This window comes from Tabrizicola oligotrophica, assembly GCF_011008935.1.
Lineage (GTDB): Bacteria > Pseudomonadota > Alphaproteobacteria > Rhodobacterales > Rhodobacteraceae > Tabrizicola_A > Tabrizicola_A oligotrophica.
Genome location: NZ_JAAIVJ010000002.1, coordinates 181,880 through 202,230, shown reverse-complemented (window position 1 = coordinate 202,230; position 20,351 = coordinate 181,880). Strand labels below are relative to the sequence as shown.

Genomic DNA, 20,351 nt, shown 5'->3' with positions numbered 1-20,351 from the left:
GGGGACGCGATGGTTTCGCAAGGCAAGCGCATTTGGGGTTGGTGGTTTTTTGACTGGGCAAGCCAGCCGGTCAACACGCTTCTCCTGACCTTCATCTTCGGCCCCTATTTCGGCGAGGTGGCGCGCGGCTATTTCATGGGCGCCGGCATGGACGAAGAGGCCGCCAAGGCCGCCGCGCAAAGCTATTGGGCCTTCGGCTTGTTCCTTGCCTCGCTGGTCATTCTGGTCATGGCGCCGATTCTGGGCGCGATCGCCGATGGCACGGGCAAGCGGCTGGTCTGGGTCTGGTTCTTTTCGGCCCTTTACATCGGGTCTTCGGCTGCGCTGTGGTATGTGGCACCGGGGGGCGAGATTGGCACGTTGCGTTGGGCGATGTTCTTCTTCGGCATGGCCTTCCTGTCGATGGAATTCGCAACCGTCTTTACCAATGCGCTGATGCCCAGCCTTTCGGAAGGCGACGACATGGGCAAGATTTCCGGATCGGGCTTTGCCTTTGGTTATCTGGGCGGGCTGGTCGCCCTGTTCACCATGCTGCTGTTTTTCGCCGAGGGCGGCAACGGCACCACCCTGATCGGACGCGAGCCGCTGTTCGGCCTTGACCCCGAGGCGCGCGAGGGCACCCGCTTTGTCGGGCCGTTTTCGGCCATCTGGTATCTGGTGTTCATGATCCCCTTCGTGCTGTGGGTGAAGGAACCCAAGGTCGCGCCGGGCCGCGTGCATCTGGGCGCGGCCTTGGCCAGCGTCGCCGAGTTCATCCGCGGCCTGCGCTTTCGCAAGAGCCTTGCGGCCTATCTCGGCTCGTCGCTGTTCTACCGCGATGCGCTGAACGGGCTTTACACCTTTGGCGGCATCTATGCCTCGAACGTGCTGAACTGGGAGGTGACGCAGATCGGCATCTTTGGCATCGTCGGCGGGGCAACGGCGGTGCTGACCAGCTGGATCGCCGGCAAGATGGACAGCAACCGCGGGCCGAAACCGGTGATCGTCTGGTCGATCGTGGTGCTTCTGGTGGTCTGTACGCTGGTCGTCGGGATGGACCGCGACCAGATCTGGGGCCTGCCGCTTGATCCGGCCTCCTCGACGCCCGACATCATCTTCTTCATCTGCGGCGCGCTGATCGGCGGCGCCGGCGGCCCGCTGCAGGCCTCCAGCCGCACCATGCTGCTCCGCCACACCACCCCAGACCGGGCAACCGAGGCTTTTGGCATGTTCGCGCTGTCTGGCAAGGTCGCCAGCTTTCTGACGCCGGGATTGGTCGCGGTGGCGACATGGTTCAGCCAATCGGCAAGAATGGGCATCGCGCCCGTCATCCTGCTTTTCCTGCTCGCGTTGATCCTGCTACTCTGGGTCAATCCGAAAGGTGAGCGTGGATGATCGGCAAGTTCCTTTTGATGACCCTTCTGGCGGTCCCGCTTGGTTCAGGTGCTGGGCCGGTCGGGGCGCAGGCCTTGGCAAACCAGTTGTTCGGCGCGCAAAATGCGCCCAGCCGACAAGACAGCATGCCAATCGGCTCCTATGCCCGTGGCTGCGCGGCGGGCATGGTGGAGCTGCCGGAAACCGGGCCGACCTGGCAGGCGATGCGCCTGTCGCGCGGGCGCAATTTCGGTCAGCCGGTGATGGTGCAATATCTGGCGGACCTGTCGGCGCAGGCCGCCGCCATCGGCTGGGGCCGCGGGCTTTACATCGGCGACATCAGCCAGCCGCGCGGTGGGCCGATGACCTCTGGCCATGCCAGCCACCAGATCGGGCTGGATGCGGACATCTGGTGGCTCGCTCCTGAACGGTTGAACCTGAGCCGGCAGGAGCGGGAAGACATCTCGTCGATCCCGATGCGTTCGGCCGACCAGCGGTCGGTCACGGGCAACTGGGGCCCGAAGGCGCGGGCGCTGATCGAACTTGCGGCCAGTGATCCGCGCGTGGACCGGATCTTTGTCGCCGCCGCGATCAAGATCGAAATCTGCAAGACCGCGGCGGCCTCCGACAAGAAATGGCTGCAGAAGCTGCGCCCGGTGGCGGGGCATGACACGCATTTCCATGTGCGGCTGAAATGCCCCAAGGGCGCGCGGATGTGCGAAACGCAAAAGCCCGCGGTTTCAAGCCTGTCCAAGGGTGGCAACGGGTGCGATGACACCTTGATGTGGTGGGTCACCGACTACCTGAACCCGCCAAAACCGGGCAAGCAGAAGCCGAAGGACGACGACGCGCCGCGCAAGAAGGGTCCGCGCGAATTCACCATGGCCGACCTGCCGCAGCAATGCCAAGACGTTCTCGTTTCGCCTTAAGCCTGCTTCTGGTCCTGCTTTCGGGCTTTCGGGGCAGCGCGGAAGAGCACCCGCCCGCAGGCTTTGTCGATCCCTTCGTCTGGCGCTTGCGGGATGACGCCTTCGGCGGCCTTTCCGGGATCGAGGTGCTGGACGGCGGCCGGCGCCTTGTGGCGCTTGGCGACAAGGCGATGATCATCGCCGGCCAGGTCGACCGCGATCGCGCCGGACGGATTGTCGGCGTCACTGCCGGGCCGATCCGGCCGCTGACGGTTGCGAAGGGCGGCAAGCCGCTTGCCGGTCGCCGGGCAGACAGCGAGGGGCTCGCGATGGACGATGCCGGCCAAGCCTTTGTCTCGTTCGAAAATCGCCCCCGCGTGGCGCGTCTTACTGTGGACAGCGGCACCGTTTCCGAGTTGCAGCCCAACCCGGCCTTTGCCCGTCTGCCCCGGAATGGCGCGCTCGAGGCCCTGGCCGTCGGTGAGGGACCCACGCTTTATGCCGTGCCGGAGGATCCGCCGACGAAAGACATCCCGGTCTATCGCTGGGCCGATGGCGACTGGATCGCGCCCCTGTCCCTGCCGCGTCGCGGCAGCTTTTCGCCGGTTGCCGCCGATATTCTCGCGGGCCGGCTTTATCTGCTGGAACGGGATTTCCGCGGCCTCGGCGGCTTCGCCAGCCGCCTGCGGCGGTTCGACATCGCCGATGGCGGCCTGACGGGCGAGGTCACGCTGTTTGTCACCCCGTTCGGGACGTATGACAATCTCGAAGGCCTGTCGGTCTGGCGCGACGTCGCGGGAACGGGCTGGGCCACGATGATCTCGGACGACAACTTCTTCCTGCTGCAGCAGACCCAGATCGTCGAGTTTCGCCTGCCCGATTGACGCGCGAGGCGTTTGGCGCTACTCCGCCGCGTCCCCCTGACGGGGCACAAGTCTCCGCGACCTTGTAAAAAACGGATCAGATATGACAAAACTCCTGCCCGGCATCCTTGCCATGGCCGCCATCGTTGTGGCCTCCAACATCCTCGTGCAGTTCCTTTTCGGCTCCTGGCTGACCTGGGGTGCCTTCACCTATCCCTTCGCCTTCCTCGTGACCGACCTCACCAACCGCCTGCAAGGCGCCGCCGCCGCGCGCCGCGTGGTGCTGTTCGGCTTTGTCGTGGGGATCATCTGCTCGCTCATCGGCTCGCAGATCATGGGCGAATTCGGCCCGCTGGTCAGCTTCCGCGTCGCCATCGGGTCGGGCGCGGCCTTCCTCGCGGCACAGCTCACCGACATTGCCGTGTTCAACCGCCTGCGCGAAGGATCTTGGTGGAAAGCACCGCTGGTCTCGACGCTGGTTTCTGCCACGCTCGACACCGCGATGTTCTTCTCGATCGCCTTTTCGGCAGCGCTGACCATGCTGGAACCCGCCAATGACGTGTCCTGGGCGGGCGAGATGTTGCCGCTTCTCGGGGCTGGCCCCGTGGCCCCGCTCTGGGTCTCGCTGGCCACGGCGGACCTCCTGGTCAAGCTCGCGCTCGCTTTCGTGGCACTGGTTCCTTTTCGTCTCATTGTCGGAAAACTTGCGGCACGGATTGCGTAAAAACTTTTGACAAACACAAAATCTGTGTCAGGCTCACCTCATCGGCAACTTTTGAAAGGAGGTGATCCAGTGTCTAGAGTGATATTGGAGAGACGTGTCGGGACAGTCTTGGGGGGTGTTTTCTAAGGGCAATCCCTTGGTGAAACGGACTACAAGATTGGATGATGCTCCTAACTGGCTCATCTCCTTGGATCTCGGAAAGGGTCGCCGCATGTCGGCGACCCTTTCTCTTTCAGTCATCGAAATTTCGTTGCACATAATATGAATTTGGCTTAGAGCTTTGCCATGCTGTGGATCACCGAAACCCTGCATATCGCCGATTGGGAACTGTCGGAAAGCTTCGTGCGGTCTTCCGGACCGGGCGGGCAGAACGTGAACAAGGTCTCGACAGCGGTCGAGTTGCGCTTCGAGGCCGACCGCTCGCCGCATCTGACGCCATCGGTGAAAGCGCGGCTCAGGAAGATCGCCGGCCGCAAATGGACATTGGAAGGCGCGATCGTGCTGCAGGTGGAAGACACCCGCAGCCAGGCGCGCAACCGCGAAATTGCGCGCGACCGGTTGGTCGAGATGATCCGCGCCGCACTGGTTGCACCCAAGCGGCGGATCGCAACGAAGCCGACCCTTGGCAGTCAGCGCCGGCGCATTGCCGCCAAGGTGCAGCGCGGGGAAGTAAAGTCCTTGCGCGGGAAAGTGGGAGACGAGGAATGACGGAAACACTGGTGGACCGCCGCGCCCGGCTGATGGGGCCGAATGTGCCAACCTTTTACCAAACACCTGTTCACCTTGTAAAAGGCGAAGGGGTCTGGGTCTGGGATGCCGCCGGCAAGCGCTATCTCGACTGCTACAACAACGTGCCGCATGTGGGCCATTGCCACCCCCGCGTGGTGAAGGCGATCTGCGATCAGGCGGGCACGCTGAACACCCATACCCGCTATCTGCACGAAGGCGTGCTGAACTACATCGAACGGCTGACCGCCACCTTCTCGCATGGCATCAGTCAGGCGATCATGACCTGCACCGGCTCCGAGGCGAATGACATCGCGCTGCGCATGGCGCAGGCGGCGACTGGTAAGACCGGGATCATTGCCACCGACGCCACCTATCACGGCAACACCATGGCGGTAAGCCAGCTGTCCACCCGCAAGCCTCCGATCGGCGGGCGCTGGCCGAATGTGCGTCTTGTGCCGGCGCCCGACAGCCTGAATCGCCCGGATCCCGACGGGTCGATCTTTGCCGGCCATGTCGCGCAGGCGGTCAGGGAGCTCGATGAGGCGGGCTTTGGATGTTCGGGCATCCTCTTGTGCCCGATGTTTGCGAACGAAGGTTTGCCAACTCTGGCACGCGGCTGGCTTGACAAGACCGTAGCGGTGATCCGTGCCGCCGGCGGCATCGTGATCGCCGATGAAGTGCAGCCGGGCTTTGGCCGGGCGGGCAGCCATTTCTGGGGTCATGACAAGCTGGGCTTTGCCCCCGATGTGGTGGTGATGGGCAAGCCGATGGCCAATGGCCACCCGGTCGGCGCGGTGGCGACGCGGCCCGACGTGATGGCCGCCTTCCGCAACGCGTTTTCCTATTTCAACACCTTTGGCGGCAATCCGGTCTCTGCCGCAGCGGCGCTCGCCGTTCTGGATGTGATCCGCGACGAGGGGCTGCAGGAAAATGCCGCCCGCGTCTCGGCCCATGTCACCGCCCGCATGGCGGCGCTGCGGCATCCGCTGTTGCGCGACACCCGGTCGAACGGCCTGTTCTTCGGCGCCGAATTCATGCTGGACGATGGCGAACCTGCTACCCGCTTCTGTGCCAATCTGGTCGAGGGCATGGTGGCGCGCGGTGTGCTGATGAATGTCATCGGGGCGGGGCGGAACATCCTGAAAATCCGGCCGCCACTGCCGTTCTCGGTCGAGAATGCAGACCATCTCATGGACCGGTTGGAAGAGACCCTACGTGATACCAAGGTGACGGCATGATCGAAGCGCTTGCCCTTGAGGCCGCCCGTCACTGGGGCGGCCACTCGCCGCGACTGATCCGCAACCGCGAGAATGCGGTGTTCGAAGTCGCGCTCCCCTCCGGACCTGCTGCGCTGCGCCTGCACCGCATGGGTTATCAGTCGGATGCCGCGATCTGGTCGGAACTCTGGTGGTGCGCCGCGCTGGCGGCAGAGGGCGTGGCGGTGCCGGCGGCGCTGCCGGACCTGAACGGCGATCTGCTGGTCACGCTGTCCAACGGACGCAAGGCCAGTGTCATCGAATGGGTCAAGGGCGAGGCGATGGGCATTGCCGGGCAGCCCTATGACCTGCCGTTGCCGGTGCTGCTGGACCGTCACCGCGCGCTTGGCAAACTGGTCGCCGATTTCCACGCCGCCACCGGGCGCCTGACCCTGCCGCCGGCGTTTTCCCGGCCCCGTTGGGATATCCCCGGTCTCGTCGGCGAAACCCCGTTCTGGGGCCGGTTCTGGGAGCATCCCGAAGCCACGCCCGACCAGCGGGCCACCCTGAACCGCGCCCGCGCCTTCCTGCACGAACGGCTGGAGGATCACGCCAGAACCGCGCCGGTCGTGCCGATCCACGCCGATGTCCTGCGCGAGAACGTGTTGGTGAACGATCGTTCCCTATCTCTGATCGACTTTGACGATTCCGGTTGGGGCTTTGCGCTTTACGACCTTGGCACGGTCCTGTCGCAGAACCTGTACGAGCCTTCCTACCTTGCAATTCGCGATGCGCTGATGGAGGGCTATGGCACCACCGACATCGCGACGGTCGAGATGTTCACGCTGGCCCGCACCTGTGCCTCGGTCGGCTGGACCATGCCCCGGCTGCCGCCCGGCGACCCGGTACATCCGCGGCATCTGGCGCGCGCCTGCATGTGGGCCGACCGGGTGATCGGGCGAATGTAACAGATTTACAAAAGTTTTGTGAACAGATAGTCGGGAAGCCAGAACGCGGGCCTGATTGGCCGCTGCCGCCATCGCACTCCGGGGGACATCATGTTCAAGCTCATCAAGGCAATCATGCCGCGGTCGGACAATTTCTTTGACCTGTTCGAAGCGCAGGCGAAGAAATCGCAGGAGGCCGCCGCAACCCTCCGGGCGATCCTTGAAGGGGGCGACAAGACCGCCGATCTCTGCGCCCGCCTGTCAAGTCAGGAGGAAGAGGCCGACCACATCTCCTATGAGGTGATGCAGTCGATCCGCCGCAGCTTCATCACGCCCTTCGACCGCTCGGACATCAAGGCACTGTCCTCGGCGCTTGACGACGCCATCGACCAGATGAACAAGACCGGCAAGACGGTGATGCTGTATGACGTCGCCGCATTTGAGCCGAACATGCGCGCCATGGCCGACCGGATCATCCTGCTGGCCAACATCGTGGCCGAGGCCCTGCCGCTGATGCGCGACATCGGCGCCAATTCGTCGAAGTTGCATACGCTGATCGGCGAGGTTTCGAAGATCGAGGAACAGTCCGACCAGATGTATGACGCCGGCCTGCGCGAGTTGTTCAAGGGCAAGGCGCAGGAAAACCCGCTGGCCTTCATCGTCGGCTCCGAACTTTATGACCGGCTGGAAAAGGTCTGCGACCGGTTCGAGGACGTGGCTCATGTGATGAGCGACATCGTCATCGAACACGTCTGATCGGGGCGCCATCATGGATCCCACTTCGGTCACGCTGCTTCTGGTCTTCCTGATCGCCATCGCGCTGCTGTTCGATCTGCTGAACGGCATGCATGACGCGGCGAATTCCATCGCCACCATCGTTTCAACCCGCGTGCTGTCGCCGTTCTATGCGGTGCTGTGGGCGGCCTTCTTCAACTTCGCCGCCTATTTCATCGGCACGCATTTCGGGTTCGAGGCCAAGGTGGCCTCGACCATCGGCAAGGGGCTGATCTCGCCCGAGATGGTGAACAACGCGGTGATCTTCGGCGCGCTGATGGGGGCGATCACCTGGAACGTCCTGACCTGGCGGCTGGGGATTCCGTCCTCGTCCTCGCATGCGCTGGTCGGCGGGATCATCGGGGCGGGGGTGGCCAAGGCAGGCTTTGGCGCCATCGTCTGGGGCGGCTTGTCCAAGACGCTGATCGCCATCGTGCTGTCGCCGGTCACGGGTTTCATTCTGGGCATCCTTCTGGTGGTTCTGGTCAGCTGGCTGTTCCTGCGGGCCAATCCGGCCAAGACCGACAGCCTGTTCCGCAAGTTGCAACTGGTGTCATCGGCGCTCTATTCCATCGGCCACGGCTCGAACGACGCGCAAAAGACCGCCGGGATCATCGCGGTTCTGCTTTTCGCCAATGGCTATTACGACGAATTCACCGTGCCGACCTGGGTCGTCCTCAGCTGCTTTACCGTCATGGGTGTCGGCACCATGCTGGGCGGCTGGCGGATCGTGCATACGATGGGATCGAAGATCACCCGGCTGACGCCGATGCAGGGCGCCTGTGCCGAAACCGCCGGGGCCATCACCCTGTTCGGGGCGACCTACCTAGGCATTCCGGTGTCGACGACGCACACCATCACCTCGTCCATCGTCGGCGTCGGCTCGGCCCGGCGGGTGCATGCGGTGCGCTGGGGGATTGCCGGGCGGATCGTCTGGGCCTGGATCATCACCATCCCGGCCTCGGCGCTGATGGGCGCCGTGTTCTACCTGATCGGCGCGCGCTTCATGTAAAGGGGTGCGGGTTACACCCACACCTCTTGCGCGACCTGCTCCCCCACGCCGAAAACCCGCTTGTAGCGGGCGATTTCGTCGGCAGGCCCCATGGCCTTGTTCGGGTTGTCCGACAGTTTCACGGTTGGCCGGCCATTGGCGGAGACCGCCTTGCAGACCAGCGAGAACGGCGCCAGCCTGTCCCCTGACACGAAGCCGCGGAAATCGTTGGTCAGGTTGGTGCCCCAGCCGAAAGACACTTTCACCCGGCCATGGAACCGGGTGTACAGGCTTTCGATCTGCGCCACGTCCAGACCATCCGAGAAAATCACCAGCTTCTTCGTCGGATCCTCGCCCCGGTCCTTCCACCAGCGAATGGCAATTTCCGCACCCGCCGCCGCATCGCCGCTGTCGATGCGGATACCCGTCCACGAGGCCAGCCAATCGGGCGCATTCTTCAGGAAGCCCTCGGTGCCGAAGGTGTCGGGCAGGATGACGCGCAGATTGCCGTCATGTTCTTCGTGCCAATCGGCCAGCACCTGATAGGGCGCCTGCGCCAGTTCGGCATCACTGTTGGCCAAGGCCGCGTAGATCATCGGCAATTCATGGGCGTTGGTGCCGATCGCCTCGATGTCGCGGCGCATGGCGATGCGGCAATTCGAGGTGCCGGTAAACTTCGCGCCCAGCCCTTCCTGCATGGCCTGCACGCACCAGTCCTGCCAGAGGAACCCGTGACGCCGCCGCGTGCCGAAATCGGCGATCTTCAACTCCGGGATCGCGCGCAGACGTTCGATCTTTTCCCAAAGCCGGGTCATCGCGCGGGCATAAAGCACCTGCAGTTCGAACTTGCCCATTTCCTTCAGCACTGCGCGCGAGCGCAATTCCATCAGCACCGCCAGCGCCGGGATCTCCCACAGCATGACTTCGGGCCAGCGGCCCTCAAAGGTCAGCTCATATTGTCCGTCGCGCTTTTCCAGATGATAGGCGGGCAGGCGCAGGCCCTCGAACCACTCCATGAAATCGGGACGGAACATCTGGCGCTTGCCGTAGAAGGTATTGCCGCGCAGCCAGGTGCTTTCGCCTCGCGTCAGCGACAGCGAGCGCACATGGTCCAGCTGCTCACGCAATTCGCCTTCGTCGATCAGATCGGCCAGCCGCACCTTGCTGCTGCGGTTGATCAAGCTGAATTCGACATTGGTTTCCGGCTTGTTGCGGAAAATCGACTGACACATCAGAAGCTTGTAAAAGTCGGTGTCGATCAGAGACCGGACAATCGGGTCGATCTTCCAGTTATGGTTATGCACCCGCGTGGCGATATCGACCATGGCGCCGCTCCCTTCGTGACGTACCCGTTAAATCAAGCGTCGTGCGCGCTGTCCAGACGGCCCGCCTCAGGGCCACGGCACGGCGCAGGCATAGGGACGATCGTCCGGCAAACGGCAAAGACGCTCGGCAAAACCCGGAGCGATCCCATCAGTGCCGGTGAGCATATTGCGGCGGTCCAGTGCATTGAGATAGGTGGCATAGCTGGCATGGGCATAGACCAGTCGCCGATCGGGATCGGCGTGCCACTGGGCGAATGTCGCGGCGGCGGCCCGGGCGGGATCGCCTGTAGCGGTGATCTCGCGCCTGTAGACCTCGGCCAGATCGTCATGCGTCGGCCAGCCCGCCAGCGCCAGCCAAGGCCCGTCATCACCGGTCTCGCGGATGTGCCACGCGATGTGCAGCGACACTGCGGCAGCATCAGCCTCAAGGGCAAGTTGCGCATCACGATACGCCACCATGGACATTTCGATGCTGGGAAACAGCCCGGCGTGAGATTGTTGCAGATGGCGCAATTCATGCAGCAGGATGGCCAGTTTGAAACTGTCAGGCAGATCCCACCGTATCACGATGCGGTTGGTGGCCGGCTCGTAATAGGCCTGCTCCTCCACAAGCTCATCGCTGGAACACAGGCTGGGCCCGTCAGTGGCGATCAGCCGGGCCATCGCCCCTTCCGCCGCCATGACCGCCTCGAGCCGCGCAAACAAGGCGGCAAGGTCATGGACATCGCTGCCTGCTGCTGAATCGGCCTCATAGGGTGCCGCAAGGCAGATCTCGTCGGCAAGCGCCATGGCGGGCTGACCAAGCAGCAACAGCAGCCATGGCACCGCGCCGCGTGTCACGCCAATCGCACCCCCTGCGCCAGCATCTGCACCCGCGCGCCGGCAAGCGAGCCGTTCAGGTCGATTGCCCGGCAGGCCTCGTCAAGCACCGTTACGGCAAAGCCAAGTCGGGCGGCGTCAAGCGCCGAGTAGGCCACACAGAAATCGGTGGCCAGTCCGACCAGCGTGATCGCCGTCACGCTCCGGTTTCGCAGATAGCCCTCCAACCCTGTGGGCGTCACCCGGTCATTTTCGAAGAAGGCCGAATAGCTGTCGATCGCGGCGCGAAAGCCCTTGCGGATCACCAGCTGCGCCGGATCGGTGCGCAGCGCGGGGTGGAAGGCCGCGCCCGCGCTGCCCTGCACGCAATGGGTGGGCCAGAGAACCTGCGGGCCATAGGGCATCTCGATCAGCGAAAACGGCGACGCGCCGGAATGGTTCGCGGCAAAGGACGTGTGGTTCGCCGGGTGCCAGTCTTGCGTCAGGACCACGGTCTGAAATTCCGCCATCAGGGCGTTGATGCGCGGGATGATCTCGTCCCCGCCAGCGACTGCCAGCGCGCCGCCGGGGCAAAAGTCGTTCTGCACGTCGATGACGATCAGGGCTTCATCGGACCTGCGCATGCGAACCTCCCTCGTGGCCTTGCAAGGGGTAAGGGGCGCGGCAGGATCGGTCAAGCTGCGGCAGTCCGGCATCTTGCCCGCAAGGCTGGCATGGCGTAAGGCCGCCGCATGCTGACCATCGCCGCGCTGTATCATTTCACCCGCTTTGACGACCCCGCGAGCCGGCGCGGGCCGCTTCTGGACCTTTGCACCGCGCAGGGCGTCAAAGGCTCGCTGCTGCTCGCGCGCGAAGGGATCAACGGCACCATCGCCGGCCCGCGTGCCGGCATCGACGCCGTGCTTGCCCATCTGCGCGCCTTGCCCGGCTGTGCCGCGCTGGACCACAAGGAAAGCTGGTCCGAGACCATGCCCTTTGGCCGCATGAAGGTGAAGCTGAAGCGCGAGATCGTCACCATGGGTCAGCCTGACGTCGACCCGACAGCGCGGGTTGGCAGCTATCTGAACCCGACCGAGTGGAACGAGCTGCTGGCCTCCGACGACGTGGCGCTGATCGACACCCGCAATGACTATGAGGTGGCCATCGGCACCTTCCGGGGGGCGATCGACCCCGACATCCGCACCTTCCGCGACTTCCCGCGCTGGTGGGAAGAAAACCGCGCAAGGTTCCAGGGCAAGCGCATCGCGATGTTCTGCACCGGCGGGATTCGGTGCGAAAAGTCGACGAATTACCTTCTGGGCCTTGGCGAGAACGACGTATTCCACCTCAAGGGCGGGATCCTGAAGTATCTTGAAGACATGCCGCCCGAACAGTCGCTGTGGGATGGCGAATGCTATGTCTTCGACGGTCGCGTCTCGGTCGGTCACGGGCTGGTGCCCGGCCCTTACGACAGTTGCCACGCCTGCCGCCGCCCGCTGTCGCCGGAGGACAAGCTGCGCCCGGAATACGAACGCGGCTGCCAGTGCCACCATTGCGCCAGCGAATACACCGACGCCGACCGCGCCCGCTTCCGCGAGCGCCAGCGCCAGATGGACCTGGCCGAGGCGCGGGGCGAGCGGCACTTCGCCGGATAGCTCGGCGAGCCGGGTTCGCCGGCACGCCGCGCGAAGAGTGCCCGGAACGGACTCGATGAGCTAGACCGGGAAGATCACATTGGCCTGCCCTGTCCCCGAGGACGGAAAGTACTCGCCGATCAGCTCGCCCTTGCCGGTGTAGCTGTCCCATCCGAGCGCGCCGAACAGCATGACGGTGTCATGCATGGTACCTTCACCCGAGCAATACACCGCGTAATCCGGCAGCATCTTCAGGAAGGTTGCTATTTCGCCCTTCTGCCACAGCTCCAACACCCGCAGATCGCATTGCCGGTTGAACTCGCGGCTGATGGTGAAGGTGCCGTTGTTGGCCTCGTAAAGCTCGTTCTCCCAGATCTTGTGCGAAAGCGACCCAGAAGCGACCAGCAAGACCTTTGTGTCGCTCGCCTCGACCGCCTCGCGGATCGCCTCGCCCAACTTGCGTGAGGAGTCGAAGGAATGCACCGTGCAATAGGCCGACACCGAGACAACTTTCAGGTCGCCCTCGGGGTTCATGTAATGCATCGGCACCAGCGTACCATATTCCAGATCCAGCGTCTCGACATGGTGCGACAACGTGTAAACCCCGCGCGCTTGGGCCTTTTCGGCAATCAGATCGCCCAGGGCCGGATTGCCCGGCAGGTCATACTCCAGCCCCTGAATGAACTGCGGAAACTCGTGGCTGGTGTAGACGCCCTTGTAACGGGCGTTCGAGTTGACGTGATAACCCGCGTTCACCATCCAGTGCGTGTCCAGAACCACGATGGTATCGGCCCCCAGCGCCCGCGCGCGGCGTCCGATTTCCCGATGCCCTTCAATCGCTTGCGCGCGGGTGCCGAAAAGCCTGCCCGGACGTTCCGACAACAGCATCGTCGGCACATGTGTGACCTTGGCGGTCAGTACGATCTTACCCATGGTTGCCCCCATACCCTTGGCGCGTTTCCTGCGTGCCGTGTGGCGAGGTCCTTATACTTTACATGTTAACTATTATGCCCGCCCTGTCAACCCCTGCGACGCGCCGTCCCTTGTCTGATGCGGCATTTCCGGGCATGACGGGGCATGGCCAGTTCAGACGCCCCCTCGCCCTTGCGCCGCACCCGACGGTCCTTGCCCATCGCACTTCTGCGTGCGCGGGAAACGGTCATGGGGCCGATCCGCGAAATGCTGTCGCAATCCGACATCAACGAACAGAAATGGCGCGTGCTACGGGTTCTGGATGAACGCGGGCCGTCGGAGCTGACGCTGGTGGCCAAGGAGGCCTGCCTCCTGCTGCCCAGCCTGACCCGCATCATCCGCGCGATGGAAGATGAGGGGCTGGCGACGCGGGCAACCGACGCGGGCGACCGCCGCAAGTCAATCGCCACGATCACCGAGGCGGGCCGCGCACTGATCGTGGCGCACATGGCGGAAAGCAACGCCATCTTTGCCCGGCTGGAACAGGATTTCGGACGGGAAAAGCTGGAACAGCTGCTCGACCTTCTGGACGAATTGCAGACTCTGGACCTTTACAAGCCCTGAACCGTGACCAGCGTCACGCAATCCCGGTCTGAAAGCCGGAACCGCGCGCGGTGGGTCTCGCCATCCAGCACCAATGCCATGTGCCCCGGCTGCAATGCAGTCACCGTCACCTCGCGGAAATCCGGCACACGGCCCAGCCGATGGGACAGCGCCTTGTACAGCGCCTCCTTGGCGGAAAACACCAGAGTGAAGAAGCCGGCAAAGGGCAGGGCCTCGGGGCGCAGGCGCGCTTCGGTCTCGGAAAAGATCGCGGCGGCCAGTTGCAGGGCGCGATCGGGGGCCACCAGGGCCTCGCAGTCAAGGCCAAGGGCGTTGTACCGGGTGGACACGGCCGCAATCGCCCGGTCGCGGCTGTGGGTGATGGAGCCGGCCACGCCCGCCGGCCAGACCGGCGCGCGGCCTTGGCGAAGCACAGTCTCGGTCAACCCGGCCTGCCGCAGCGCCATGCCGGCACAGGCCCGCCCGGCAAGAAATTCGCTGCGTCGCTTCGGCACCGCGCTGCGCAGGTCTTCGGGCAGGTCCACCGTCACCGGCCCAAGCGGCCCGTCCTGCACCAGCCGCTGCACATCGGCCACGACAAAGCCCGCCTCGCACCAGCTGAGATGCGGATCGGCAAAGGGGTTTTCGGTGGAAATCGCGTCAAGGATCATGCGGCGACAATCTCAGAGCCACAAGGATTTGCAAAGCCCCCCGCGACACGGCATTGAAGGGGGATGGACAGGTTCTTTCTTGCAGTGGATGGCGGCGGCACGGGCTGTCGGGTGGCCTTGGCGGATGCCACCGGTCGGGTTCTGGCGCGGGCCGAAGGCGGGCCGGCCAATATTTCGTCAGACCCCACCGGCGCCCTTCACAATATCCTGGGTGCCGCGCGGCAGGTTCTGGATCAGGTCGGCGCGACCGAAGATCAATGCCATGCCGGCCTCGGTCTTGCCGGGGCCAATGCCGCCGGGGCCGCCGACTGGCTCGGCGCACAGCTGCCCTTTGCCGCGCGCATCGTGACCGATGCGGTGACCACCGCGAAAGGCGCTTTGCGGCATCACGACGGGATCGTGGCGGCGATGGGGACCGGATCGGTTTTCGCCGAGCAACGCGCGGGGGTGTTTCGGCAGATCGGTGGCTGGGGATTGGCTTTGGGCGACGAAGGGTCCGGCGCGGTGCTGGGCCGCGCCCTCTTGGCGCGCGCGCTGCGGGCGCTGGATGGGGCCGCAGAGATGACGCCGCTCCTGCGTGGAATTCTCGATGAATTCGGCACACCCGAGGCGGTGGTCGGCTTTTCCCTGACCGCTAGGGGCGGGGATTACGCGCGCTTTGCGCCGCGGCTGATCGGCTCTCCCGACCCCGCGGCCATGGCGCTGATGGATCAGGCGGTGGCCGAGGTGCGGGCCTCGATTGCCGCCTTGCAGGGCGAGTCCCCCCTGCCCGTGACCTTCATCGGCGGGCTGGGACCGGCCTATGCAGCACGGATCACCGACTGGCCGCAGCGCGTCGCGCTTGGCACGGCGCTGGATGGTGCCCTGCTGCTGGCGATGGAGGCGGCATGATGCGCGCATTCACCGGCGCAAAGGTCTTTGACGGCGCCACCCTGCATCACGGCAAGACGCTGGTGGTCGAAGGCGGCAGGATCGCGGCGCTGGCGTCCGAAGTGCCGGAGAACGCCGCTGTGACGCGCCTGCCGGGCGGGGTGCTCGCGCCCGGGTTTCTTGACCTTCAGGTAAATGGCGGAGGCGGCGAGATGATCGGCGGGGCGACCGACGCCGCCGCATTGGCCCGGATTTGCGCGGTGCAGGGTCGGCTTGGGGCGACGGGCATTCTGCCGACGCTGATCACCGACACGCCCGAGGTGACCGCCCGCGTCCTGCGGGCGGGAATTGCCGCTGTGGGAACGCCCGGGTTTCTGGGCCTGCACCTTGAAGGCCCGCACCTCGACCCAGGCCGCAAGGGCGCGCATGACGCCGCCCTGATCCGCCCGATGACCGAGGCCGATCTGTCGCTTTACCTGCAAGCGGCACGCGACTTGCCCGCGTTGCTGCTGACGCTGGCGCCGGCTTCGGTTACGCCGGCACAGGTTGCCGCCTTGGCAGCCGCGGGGGTGATCGTCAGCCTTGGCCATGCCGAAGCCAGCTGCGCCGAAGCGCAGGCCCTGATCGCAGCCGGCGCGCGTTGCGCCACGCATCTGTTCAACGCCATGAGCCAGCTGACCGGCCGCGAGCCGGGCCTCGTCGGGGCGGTTCTGTCCTCGGACCTTTCCGCCGGCCTGATCGCCGACGGGCATCATGTGGCAGTCGAGAGCCTGAAGATCGCCTGCGCCGCGCGGCCCGAGGGGCTTTATCTGGTTTCCGACTGCATGGCCGTCGCCGGAACCGATCTGACCGAATTCACGCTGGGCGGGCGGCGCATCCTGCGCCGGGACGGGCGGCTGACGCTGGAGGATGGCACGCTCGCCGGGGCCGATCTCACCATGGCGCAGGCGGTGCAGGTCATGGTTCACCGCGTCGGGATTCCGGTGCAGCGGGCGCTTGCCATGGCCAGCACGATTCCCGCACGGGTGATCGGGTGCCGCGATCTTGGCACCTTGCGCCCCGGAGCGCCCGCCGATCTGGTGCATCTGACCGACGATCTGACTCTGGCCGCCACATGGCGGGGCGGGGTGCGACTGGCCTGAACGGGAGAGGTGGGAAGACGGCCCGCTCCCGCGAAGAGCAGCCGCAGGCCGACGACGAGCGTCTCAGGTGAACCGGTTGTCGCGCGGGAAGCCGCGAGGCGCCATGCGGCCGGCGGTGGCCCGCGCCGCTTGCCATTCCGACAAGTCGGTTTCTGTCCGGGTGCGGCCCGCCGGGTCCTTCCACGACAGGCCGGAAGCCAGCGTGAAGGTGGTGGCATCGCTCAGCCCGCCATCCTTGTATTTCTGCAGCCGCACGCCCTTGCCCTTGGCCATTTCCGGCAAGTCGGCCAGCGGGAAGACCAGCATCTTGCGGTTGTCGCCGACCACTGCTACGGCATCGCCTGCGGCGCGGCGGCAAAGCACGGTCTTGACGCCGGCCCCCAGCGTCTGCACCTGCTTGCCGGCTTTGGTCTGCGCCACCACCTCGTCGGACGGCAGGATGAACCCGTCGCCGGCGCTGGAGGCGATCAGCCATTTCTCTCCGGCCCGGTGGATCACCAGATCGACGATCTCGGTATCGTTGGCCAGATCGACCATCAGCCGCACCGGCTCGCCCATGCCGCGCCCGCCGGGCAGGTTGGCGCCGAGAAGCGTGAAGAACCGGCCATTGGCGGCGATGAGGATGATCTTGTCGGTCGTCTCGGCATGGAAGGCAAAGCGCGGCCCGTCACCGTCCTTGAACTTCTGCTCGGCGGCCAGATCGACATGGCCCTTCATGGCGCGGATCCAGCCCATCTGCGAACAGATCACGGTGATCGGCTCGCGCTCGATCATTGCCTCGTAGCTGACTTCCTCGACCTCGCCGGCATCGGCAAAGCTGGTGCGGCGGGCACCCAGAACGGTGTCCTTGCCGAACTGCTTGCGGATGGCTTCCAGCTCCACCCCGATCTGCTTCCACTGCCGCCGGTCGCTTTCCAGAAGGTCGGCCAGATCGGCGCGTTCCTTCATCAAGGCGTCACGCTCGGCGATCAGCTCCATCTCCTCAAGCCGGCGCAAGCTGCGCAGGCGCATGTTGAGAATGGCCTCGGCCTGCACTTCGGAAAGTTCGCCCTCGCCCGGCTTGGGCGAGACATAGTCCTTTTCCGAACTGGCGCGAGCATGGGTCTTGCCCCAGTCTTCGGCCATCAGGGCGCGCTTGGGATCGGCGTCATAGCGGATGATGTCGATCACCCGGTCAAGGTTCAGGAAGGTGATGATGAAGCCTTCCAGCACCTCCAGCCGCGCGTCGATCTTCTCGACCCGGTGTTCCGACCGGCGGCGCAGCACCTCGCGCCGGTGGTCAAGGAAGGCCCGCAAGACTTCCTTGAGCGAGCAGACCTTCGGCACCTTGCCGTCGATCAGCACGTTCATGTTCAGGCTGAACCGGCTTTCCAGATCGGACGTACGGAACAACGCCGCCATCAGCACTTCGGGATCGACGGTGCGCGAACGCGGCTCCAGCACGATGCGAATGTCGTCGGCGGATTCATCGCGCACGTCGGCCAGAAGCGGCACCTTTTTCAGGTTCACCAGTTCGGCCAGCTTCTCGATCAGCTTCGACTTCTGCACCTGATAGGGAATCTCGGTGACAATGATCTGCCAGGTTCCGCGGCCCAGATCCTCCACCTGCCATTTCGCCCGGGTGCGGAACGACCCGCGTCCGCTGCGGTAGGCGTCCAGAATGGCCTCGCGGCTTTCGATGATGACGCCGCCGGTCGGGAAATCCGGCCCCGGAATCAGGCCTACAAGCGCCTCGTCGCTGGTTTCGGGGTCTTTCAGCAGCGCATGGCAGCCCTGGATCAGCTCATCAAGATTATGCGGCGGGATGTTCGTCGCCATGCCGACCGCAATGCCGCTTGATCCATTGGCCAGAAGGTTCGGGAAGGCCGCCGGCATCACCACCGGCTCTTCCAGCGTGCCATCGTAATTCGGGCGGAAGTCGACGGCGTTTTCTGCCAGACCTTCCATCAGCGTTTCGGCAATCGCAGTCAGGCGGGCCTCGGTATAGCGCGAGGCCGCCGGATTGTCGCCGTCGATGTTGCCGAAGTTGCCCTGCCCGTCGACCAGCGGGTAGCGCACGTTGAAATCCTGCGCCAGACGCGCCATCGCATCATAGATCGCGGCATCGCCGTGGGGGTGATAGTTGCCCATCACATCGCCCGAAATCTTGGCCGATTTGCGGAAGGCCGAGGTGGCGGTCAGCCGCAGTTCGCGCATGGCATAAAGGATGCGGCGATGCACCGGTTTCAGCCCGTCGCGGGCGTCCGGCAAGGCGCGGTGCATGATGGTCGACAGCGCATAGGTCAGATACCGCTCGCCAATGGCGCGGCTGAGCGGCTCCGACACCGTCATCGGCTGGATATTGTCGTCATCATCAGGCGTGGACATGCATGTTGTGTATGCAAGACCAGCGCGGCGGTCCAGTCGGAAAAAAAGTCGGGTCGCTGCGAAGGGGGAAGATTGCGGATTCTTTCCACTCAAGGCCGGGACGAATCGTGATAGATTCTTGGGTATTAGAGTGAATGGGGCGGATATGTTTCGGTTGACCGCATTGCTTTGCGCAGCGATTTACGCAGCCTTCTTGATCGGCGGTCAGGATCGCGGGCAGCTGCGCTTTGGCCTGATGCAGGCCAGCACCGAACGCCTTGCCGCAGAAGCGGCCATCACGGCGGCCCCGAGTCAAGCCGCTGAACCGCAGGTCAGGGAAACCTCCTTTGCCCCTGAAAAACCGCTGATGTCCGGTCCTGCAGCGGCCCTTCCGGCAACCCCCGAAAGTGCCCCGCAAACCCCGCCGGAGGGCCAGATCTTCTATGTCAACGCCGCCAGCGTGAATGTCCGCGAAGGTCCGGGCAAGGATCACGCCGTGATTGACCGCCTGCCCCGCGGCGAAGCGGTTCTGGTGCTGGTTCCCGCCGACAGCCCGGATGGCTGGTCGCTGATCCGCATCGAAGGCGACGGGCTGCAAGGCTATGTCGCTGCGCGCCTGTTGACCGAGTAACCCACCATACATGTCCTTTGCATTCCGCGCCTTCCCACCGGCACCGTTAGCGCCTAGACCCTGCCCCGTAGTCACGGAGGCATGATGCAGCGTTCCATTCTGATCACCGGCTGTTCGTCTGGCATCGGCTATGACGCCGCCCATGCGCTGCACAAGCGCGGCTGGCGGGTCTTTGCCACCTGCCGCCAGGAGGGCGATTGCGCCCGGCTGCGGGGCGAGGGGCTGGAAAGCTTCGTGCTGGATTATGCCGATGAGGCCAGCATCACGACCGCCGTCGCCGAAACCCTGGCGCGCACTGGCGGCACTCTGGACGCGCTTTACAACAACGGCGCCTTCGCTTGTCCCGGCGCTGTGGAAGACCTGCCGCGCGGTGCGCTGCGCGAGATCTTCGAGACCAACCTTTTCGGCTATCACGACCTGACGCGCCGTCTGATCCCTGCCATGCGGGCGCAGGGCCATGGCCGCATCGTCAACTGCTCCTCGGTGCTGGGCCTTGTCGGCGCAAAATGGCGCGGCGCCTATGTTGCGACCAAATTCGCGATGGAGGGCCTGACCGATGTCCTGCGCTTCGAGATGGCCGGCACCGGCATCGAGGTGATCCTGATCGAACCCGGCCCGATCGGCACCGAGATCCGCGCCAAGGCAATTCCGCATTTCGAAAAGTGGGTCGACTGGGAAAACTCGGCCCGGCGCGAGGAATACAGTTCGTTGCGAGGACGGCTTTACGGCGTGAAGACCAAGCCCGACAGCTTTGAGCTGCCGCCCGCGGCGGTGACGCGGAAGCTGATCCATGCGCTTGAAACCCGCCGCCCGCGCGCGCGCTATTACGTCACGGTCCCCACCCATATCGCCGGCCTGGCGCGCCGCTTGCTGCCCACACGGGCGCTGGACTGGGTGCTTGCACGCGGCTGACATTGCCCCTTGGCCCGTGGAG

General features: G+C 64.6%; 21 protein-coding genes. 15 read left to right on the top strand and 6 right to left on the bottom strand.

Annotated elements, in window-relative coordinates:
• Positions 1-9 precede the first annotated feature (9 nt).
• The 9 genes from G4Z14_RS05045 to G4Z14_RS05005 all read left to right on the top strand — a co-directional run bounded on the left by G4Z14_RS05045 (position 10) and on the right by G4Z14_RS05005 (position 8,506).
• Positions 10-1,374: an MFS transporter gene (locus G4Z14_RS05045; RefSeq protein WP_164623696.1), complete on the top strand. Its 1,365-nt coding sequence runs from the start codon at positions 10-12 to the stop codon at positions 1,372-1,374.
• A complete protein-coding gene (gene mepA / locus G4Z14_RS05040; protein WP_164623695.1) occupies positions 1,371-2,282 on the top strand; it encodes a penicillin-insensitive murein endopeptidase in 912 nt (303 codons plus the stop codon). Before G4Z14_RS05045 ends, mepA begins: the two co-directional genes overlap by 4 nt.
• Positions 2,255-3,145 carry an esterase-like activity of phytase family protein gene (locus G4Z14_RS05035; RefSeq protein WP_164623694.1) on the top strand — a complete coding sequence of 297 codons (891 nt, stop codon included), beginning with the start codon at positions 2,255-2,257 and terminating at the stop codon, positions 3,143-3,145. The genes mepA and G4Z14_RS05035 overlap by 28 nt, the downstream gene beginning before the upstream one ends.
• A gap of 82 nt (positions 3,146-3,227) precedes the next feature.
• Positions 3,228-3,848 carry a queuosine precursor transporter gene (locus G4Z14_RS05030; protein WP_164623693.1) on the top strand — a complete coding sequence of 207 codons (621 nt, stop codon included), beginning with the start codon at positions 3,228-3,230 and terminating at the stop codon, positions 3,846-3,848.
• Positions 3,849-4,133: 285 nt separating this feature from the next.
• Positions 4,134-4,556: an alternative ribosome rescue aminoacyl-tRNA hydrolase ArfB gene (gene arfB, locus G4Z14_RS05025; RefSeq protein WP_164623692.1), complete on the top strand. Its 423-nt coding sequence runs from the start codon at positions 4,134-4,136 to the stop codon at positions 4,554-4,556.
• On the top strand, positions 4,553-5,815 hold the full coding sequence (locus tag G4Z14_RS05020) for an aspartate aminotransferase family protein (RefSeq protein ID WP_164623691.1): 1,263 nt from the start codon (positions 4,553-4,555) through the stop codon (positions 5,813-5,815). The genes arfB and G4Z14_RS05020 overlap by 4 nt, the downstream gene beginning before the upstream one ends.
• Positions 5,812-6,741 carry a phosphotransferase enzyme family protein gene (locus G4Z14_RS05015; RefSeq protein WP_164623690.1) on the top strand — a complete coding sequence of 310 codons (930 nt, stop codon included), beginning with the start codon at positions 5,812-5,814 and terminating at the stop codon, positions 6,739-6,741. The genes G4Z14_RS05020 and G4Z14_RS05015 overlap by 4 nt, the downstream gene beginning before the upstream one ends.
• A gap of 90 nt (positions 6,742-6,831) precedes the next feature.
• Positions 6,832-7,476, top strand: a complete 645-nt coding sequence (locus G4Z14_RS05010; RefSeq protein ID WP_164623689.1) for a DUF47 domain-containing protein — start codon at positions 6,832-6,834, stop codon at positions 7,474-7,476.
• Between the two features lie 13 nt (positions 7,477-7,489).
• A complete protein-coding gene (locus G4Z14_RS05005; RefSeq protein ID WP_164623688.1) occupies positions 7,490-8,506 on the top strand; it encodes an inorganic phosphate transporter in 1,017 nt (338 codons plus the stop codon).
• Positions 8,507-8,517: 11 nt separating this feature from the next.
• Here G4Z14_RS05005 and pncB read toward each other — a convergent pair whose 3' ends face one another.
• The 3 genes from pncB to pncA all read right to left on the bottom strand — a co-directional run bounded on the left by pncB (position 8,518) and on the right by pncA (position 11,252).
• On the bottom strand, positions 8,518-9,810 hold the full coding sequence (gene pncB, locus G4Z14_RS05000) for a nicotinate phosphoribosyltransferase (RefSeq protein ID WP_164623687.1): 1,293 nt from the start codon (positions 9,808-9,810) through the stop codon (positions 8,518-8,520).
• A 66-nt stretch (positions 9,811-9,876) separates the two neighbouring features.
• Positions 9,877-10,650: a DUF6782 family putative metallopeptidase gene (locus tag G4Z14_RS04995; protein ID WP_164623686.1), complete on the bottom strand. Its 774-nt coding sequence runs from the start codon at positions 10,648-10,650 to the stop codon at positions 9,877-9,879.
• Positions 10,647-11,252 (bottom strand): bifunctional nicotinamidase/pyrazinamidase, encoded by a 606-nt coding sequence (pncA, locus tag G4Z14_RS04990; protein WP_164623685.1) that lies wholly within the window; start codon positions 11,250-11,252, stop codon positions 10,647-10,649. The genes G4Z14_RS04995 and pncA overlap by 4 nt, the downstream gene beginning before the upstream one ends.
• A 108-nt stretch (positions 11,253-11,360) precedes the next feature.
• On the opposite strand from pncA, the gene trhO reads away from it, so the two are divergent.
• Positions 11,361-12,263, top strand: coding sequence for an oxygen-dependent tRNA uridine(34) hydroxylase TrhO (gene trhO, locus G4Z14_RS04985; RefSeq protein WP_164623684.1), 903 nt, complete (start codon positions 11,361-11,363; stop codon positions 12,261-12,263).
• 60 nt (positions 12,264-12,323) lie between these two features.
• Here trhO and hpaD read toward each other — a convergent pair whose 3' ends face one another.
• Positions 12,324-13,175 carry a 3,4-dihydroxyphenylacetate 2,3-dioxygenase gene (hpaD, locus tag G4Z14_RS04980; RefSeq protein WP_164623683.1) on the bottom strand — a complete coding sequence of 284 codons (852 nt, stop codon included), beginning with the start codon at positions 13,173-13,175 and terminating at the stop codon, positions 12,324-12,326.
• Between the two features lie 192 nt (positions 13,176-13,367).
• On the opposite strand from hpaD, the gene hpaR reads away from it, so the two are divergent.
• Positions 13,368-13,778, top strand: coding sequence for a homoprotocatechuate degradation operon regulator HpaR (hpaR, locus tag G4Z14_RS04975; RefSeq protein ID WP_321573008.1), 411 nt, complete (start codon positions 13,368-13,370; stop codon positions 13,776-13,778).
• Here hpaR and G4Z14_RS04970 read toward each other — a convergent pair.
• On the bottom strand, positions 13,766-14,428 hold the full coding sequence (locus G4Z14_RS04970) for a 4'-phosphopantetheinyl transferase family protein (protein WP_164623681.1): 663 nt from the start codon (positions 14,426-14,428) through the stop codon (positions 13,766-13,768). The genes hpaR and G4Z14_RS04970 overlap by 13 nt on opposite strands.
• 63 nt (positions 14,429-14,491) lie before the next feature.
• Here G4Z14_RS04970 and G4Z14_RS04965 point away from each other — a divergent pair, with 63 nt between their 5' ends.
• Together G4Z14_RS04965 and nagA are read left to right on the top strand one after the other, a co-directional pair.
• Positions 14,492-15,319, top strand: a complete 828-nt coding sequence (locus G4Z14_RS04965) for a BadF/BadG/BcrA/BcrD ATPase family protein (RefSeq protein WP_164623680.1) — start codon at positions 14,492-14,494, stop codon at positions 15,317-15,319.
• The gene (gene nagA, locus G4Z14_RS04960; protein WP_164623679.1) at positions 15,316-16,440 is read left to right on the top strand and encodes an N-acetylglucosamine-6-phosphate deacetylase; all 1,125 of its coding nucleotides are present in this window, start codon (positions 15,316-15,318) and stop codon (positions 16,438-16,440) included. Before G4Z14_RS04965 ends, nagA begins: the two co-directional genes overlap by 4 nt.
• Positions 16,441-16,503: 63 nt before the next feature.
• Here nagA and G4Z14_RS04955 read toward each other — a convergent pair whose 3' ends face one another.
• Complete coding sequence (locus G4Z14_RS04955; protein ID WP_164623678.1) at positions 16,504-18,807, bottom strand: DNA topoisomerase IV subunit A; 2,304 nt, start codon at positions 18,805-18,807, stop codon at positions 16,504-16,506.
• Between the two features lie 145 nt (positions 18,808-18,952).
• Here G4Z14_RS04955 and G4Z14_RS04950 point away from each other — a divergent pair, with 145 nt between their 5' ends.
• Both G4Z14_RS04950 and G4Z14_RS04945 read left to right on the top strand, forming a co-directional pair.
• The gene (locus tag G4Z14_RS04950; RefSeq protein ID WP_164623677.1) at positions 18,953-19,417 is read left to right on the top strand and encodes an SH3 domain-containing protein; all 465 of its coding nucleotides are present in this window, start codon (positions 18,953-18,955) and stop codon (positions 19,415-19,417) included.
• Positions 19,418-19,498: 81 nt separating this feature from the next.
• On the top strand, positions 19,499-20,329 hold the full coding sequence (locus G4Z14_RS04945; protein WP_164623676.1) for an SDR family NAD(P)-dependent oxidoreductase: 831 nt from the start codon (positions 19,499-19,501) through the stop codon (positions 20,327-20,329).
• The last annotated feature ends 22 nt before the right edge of the window (positions 20,330-20,351 follow it).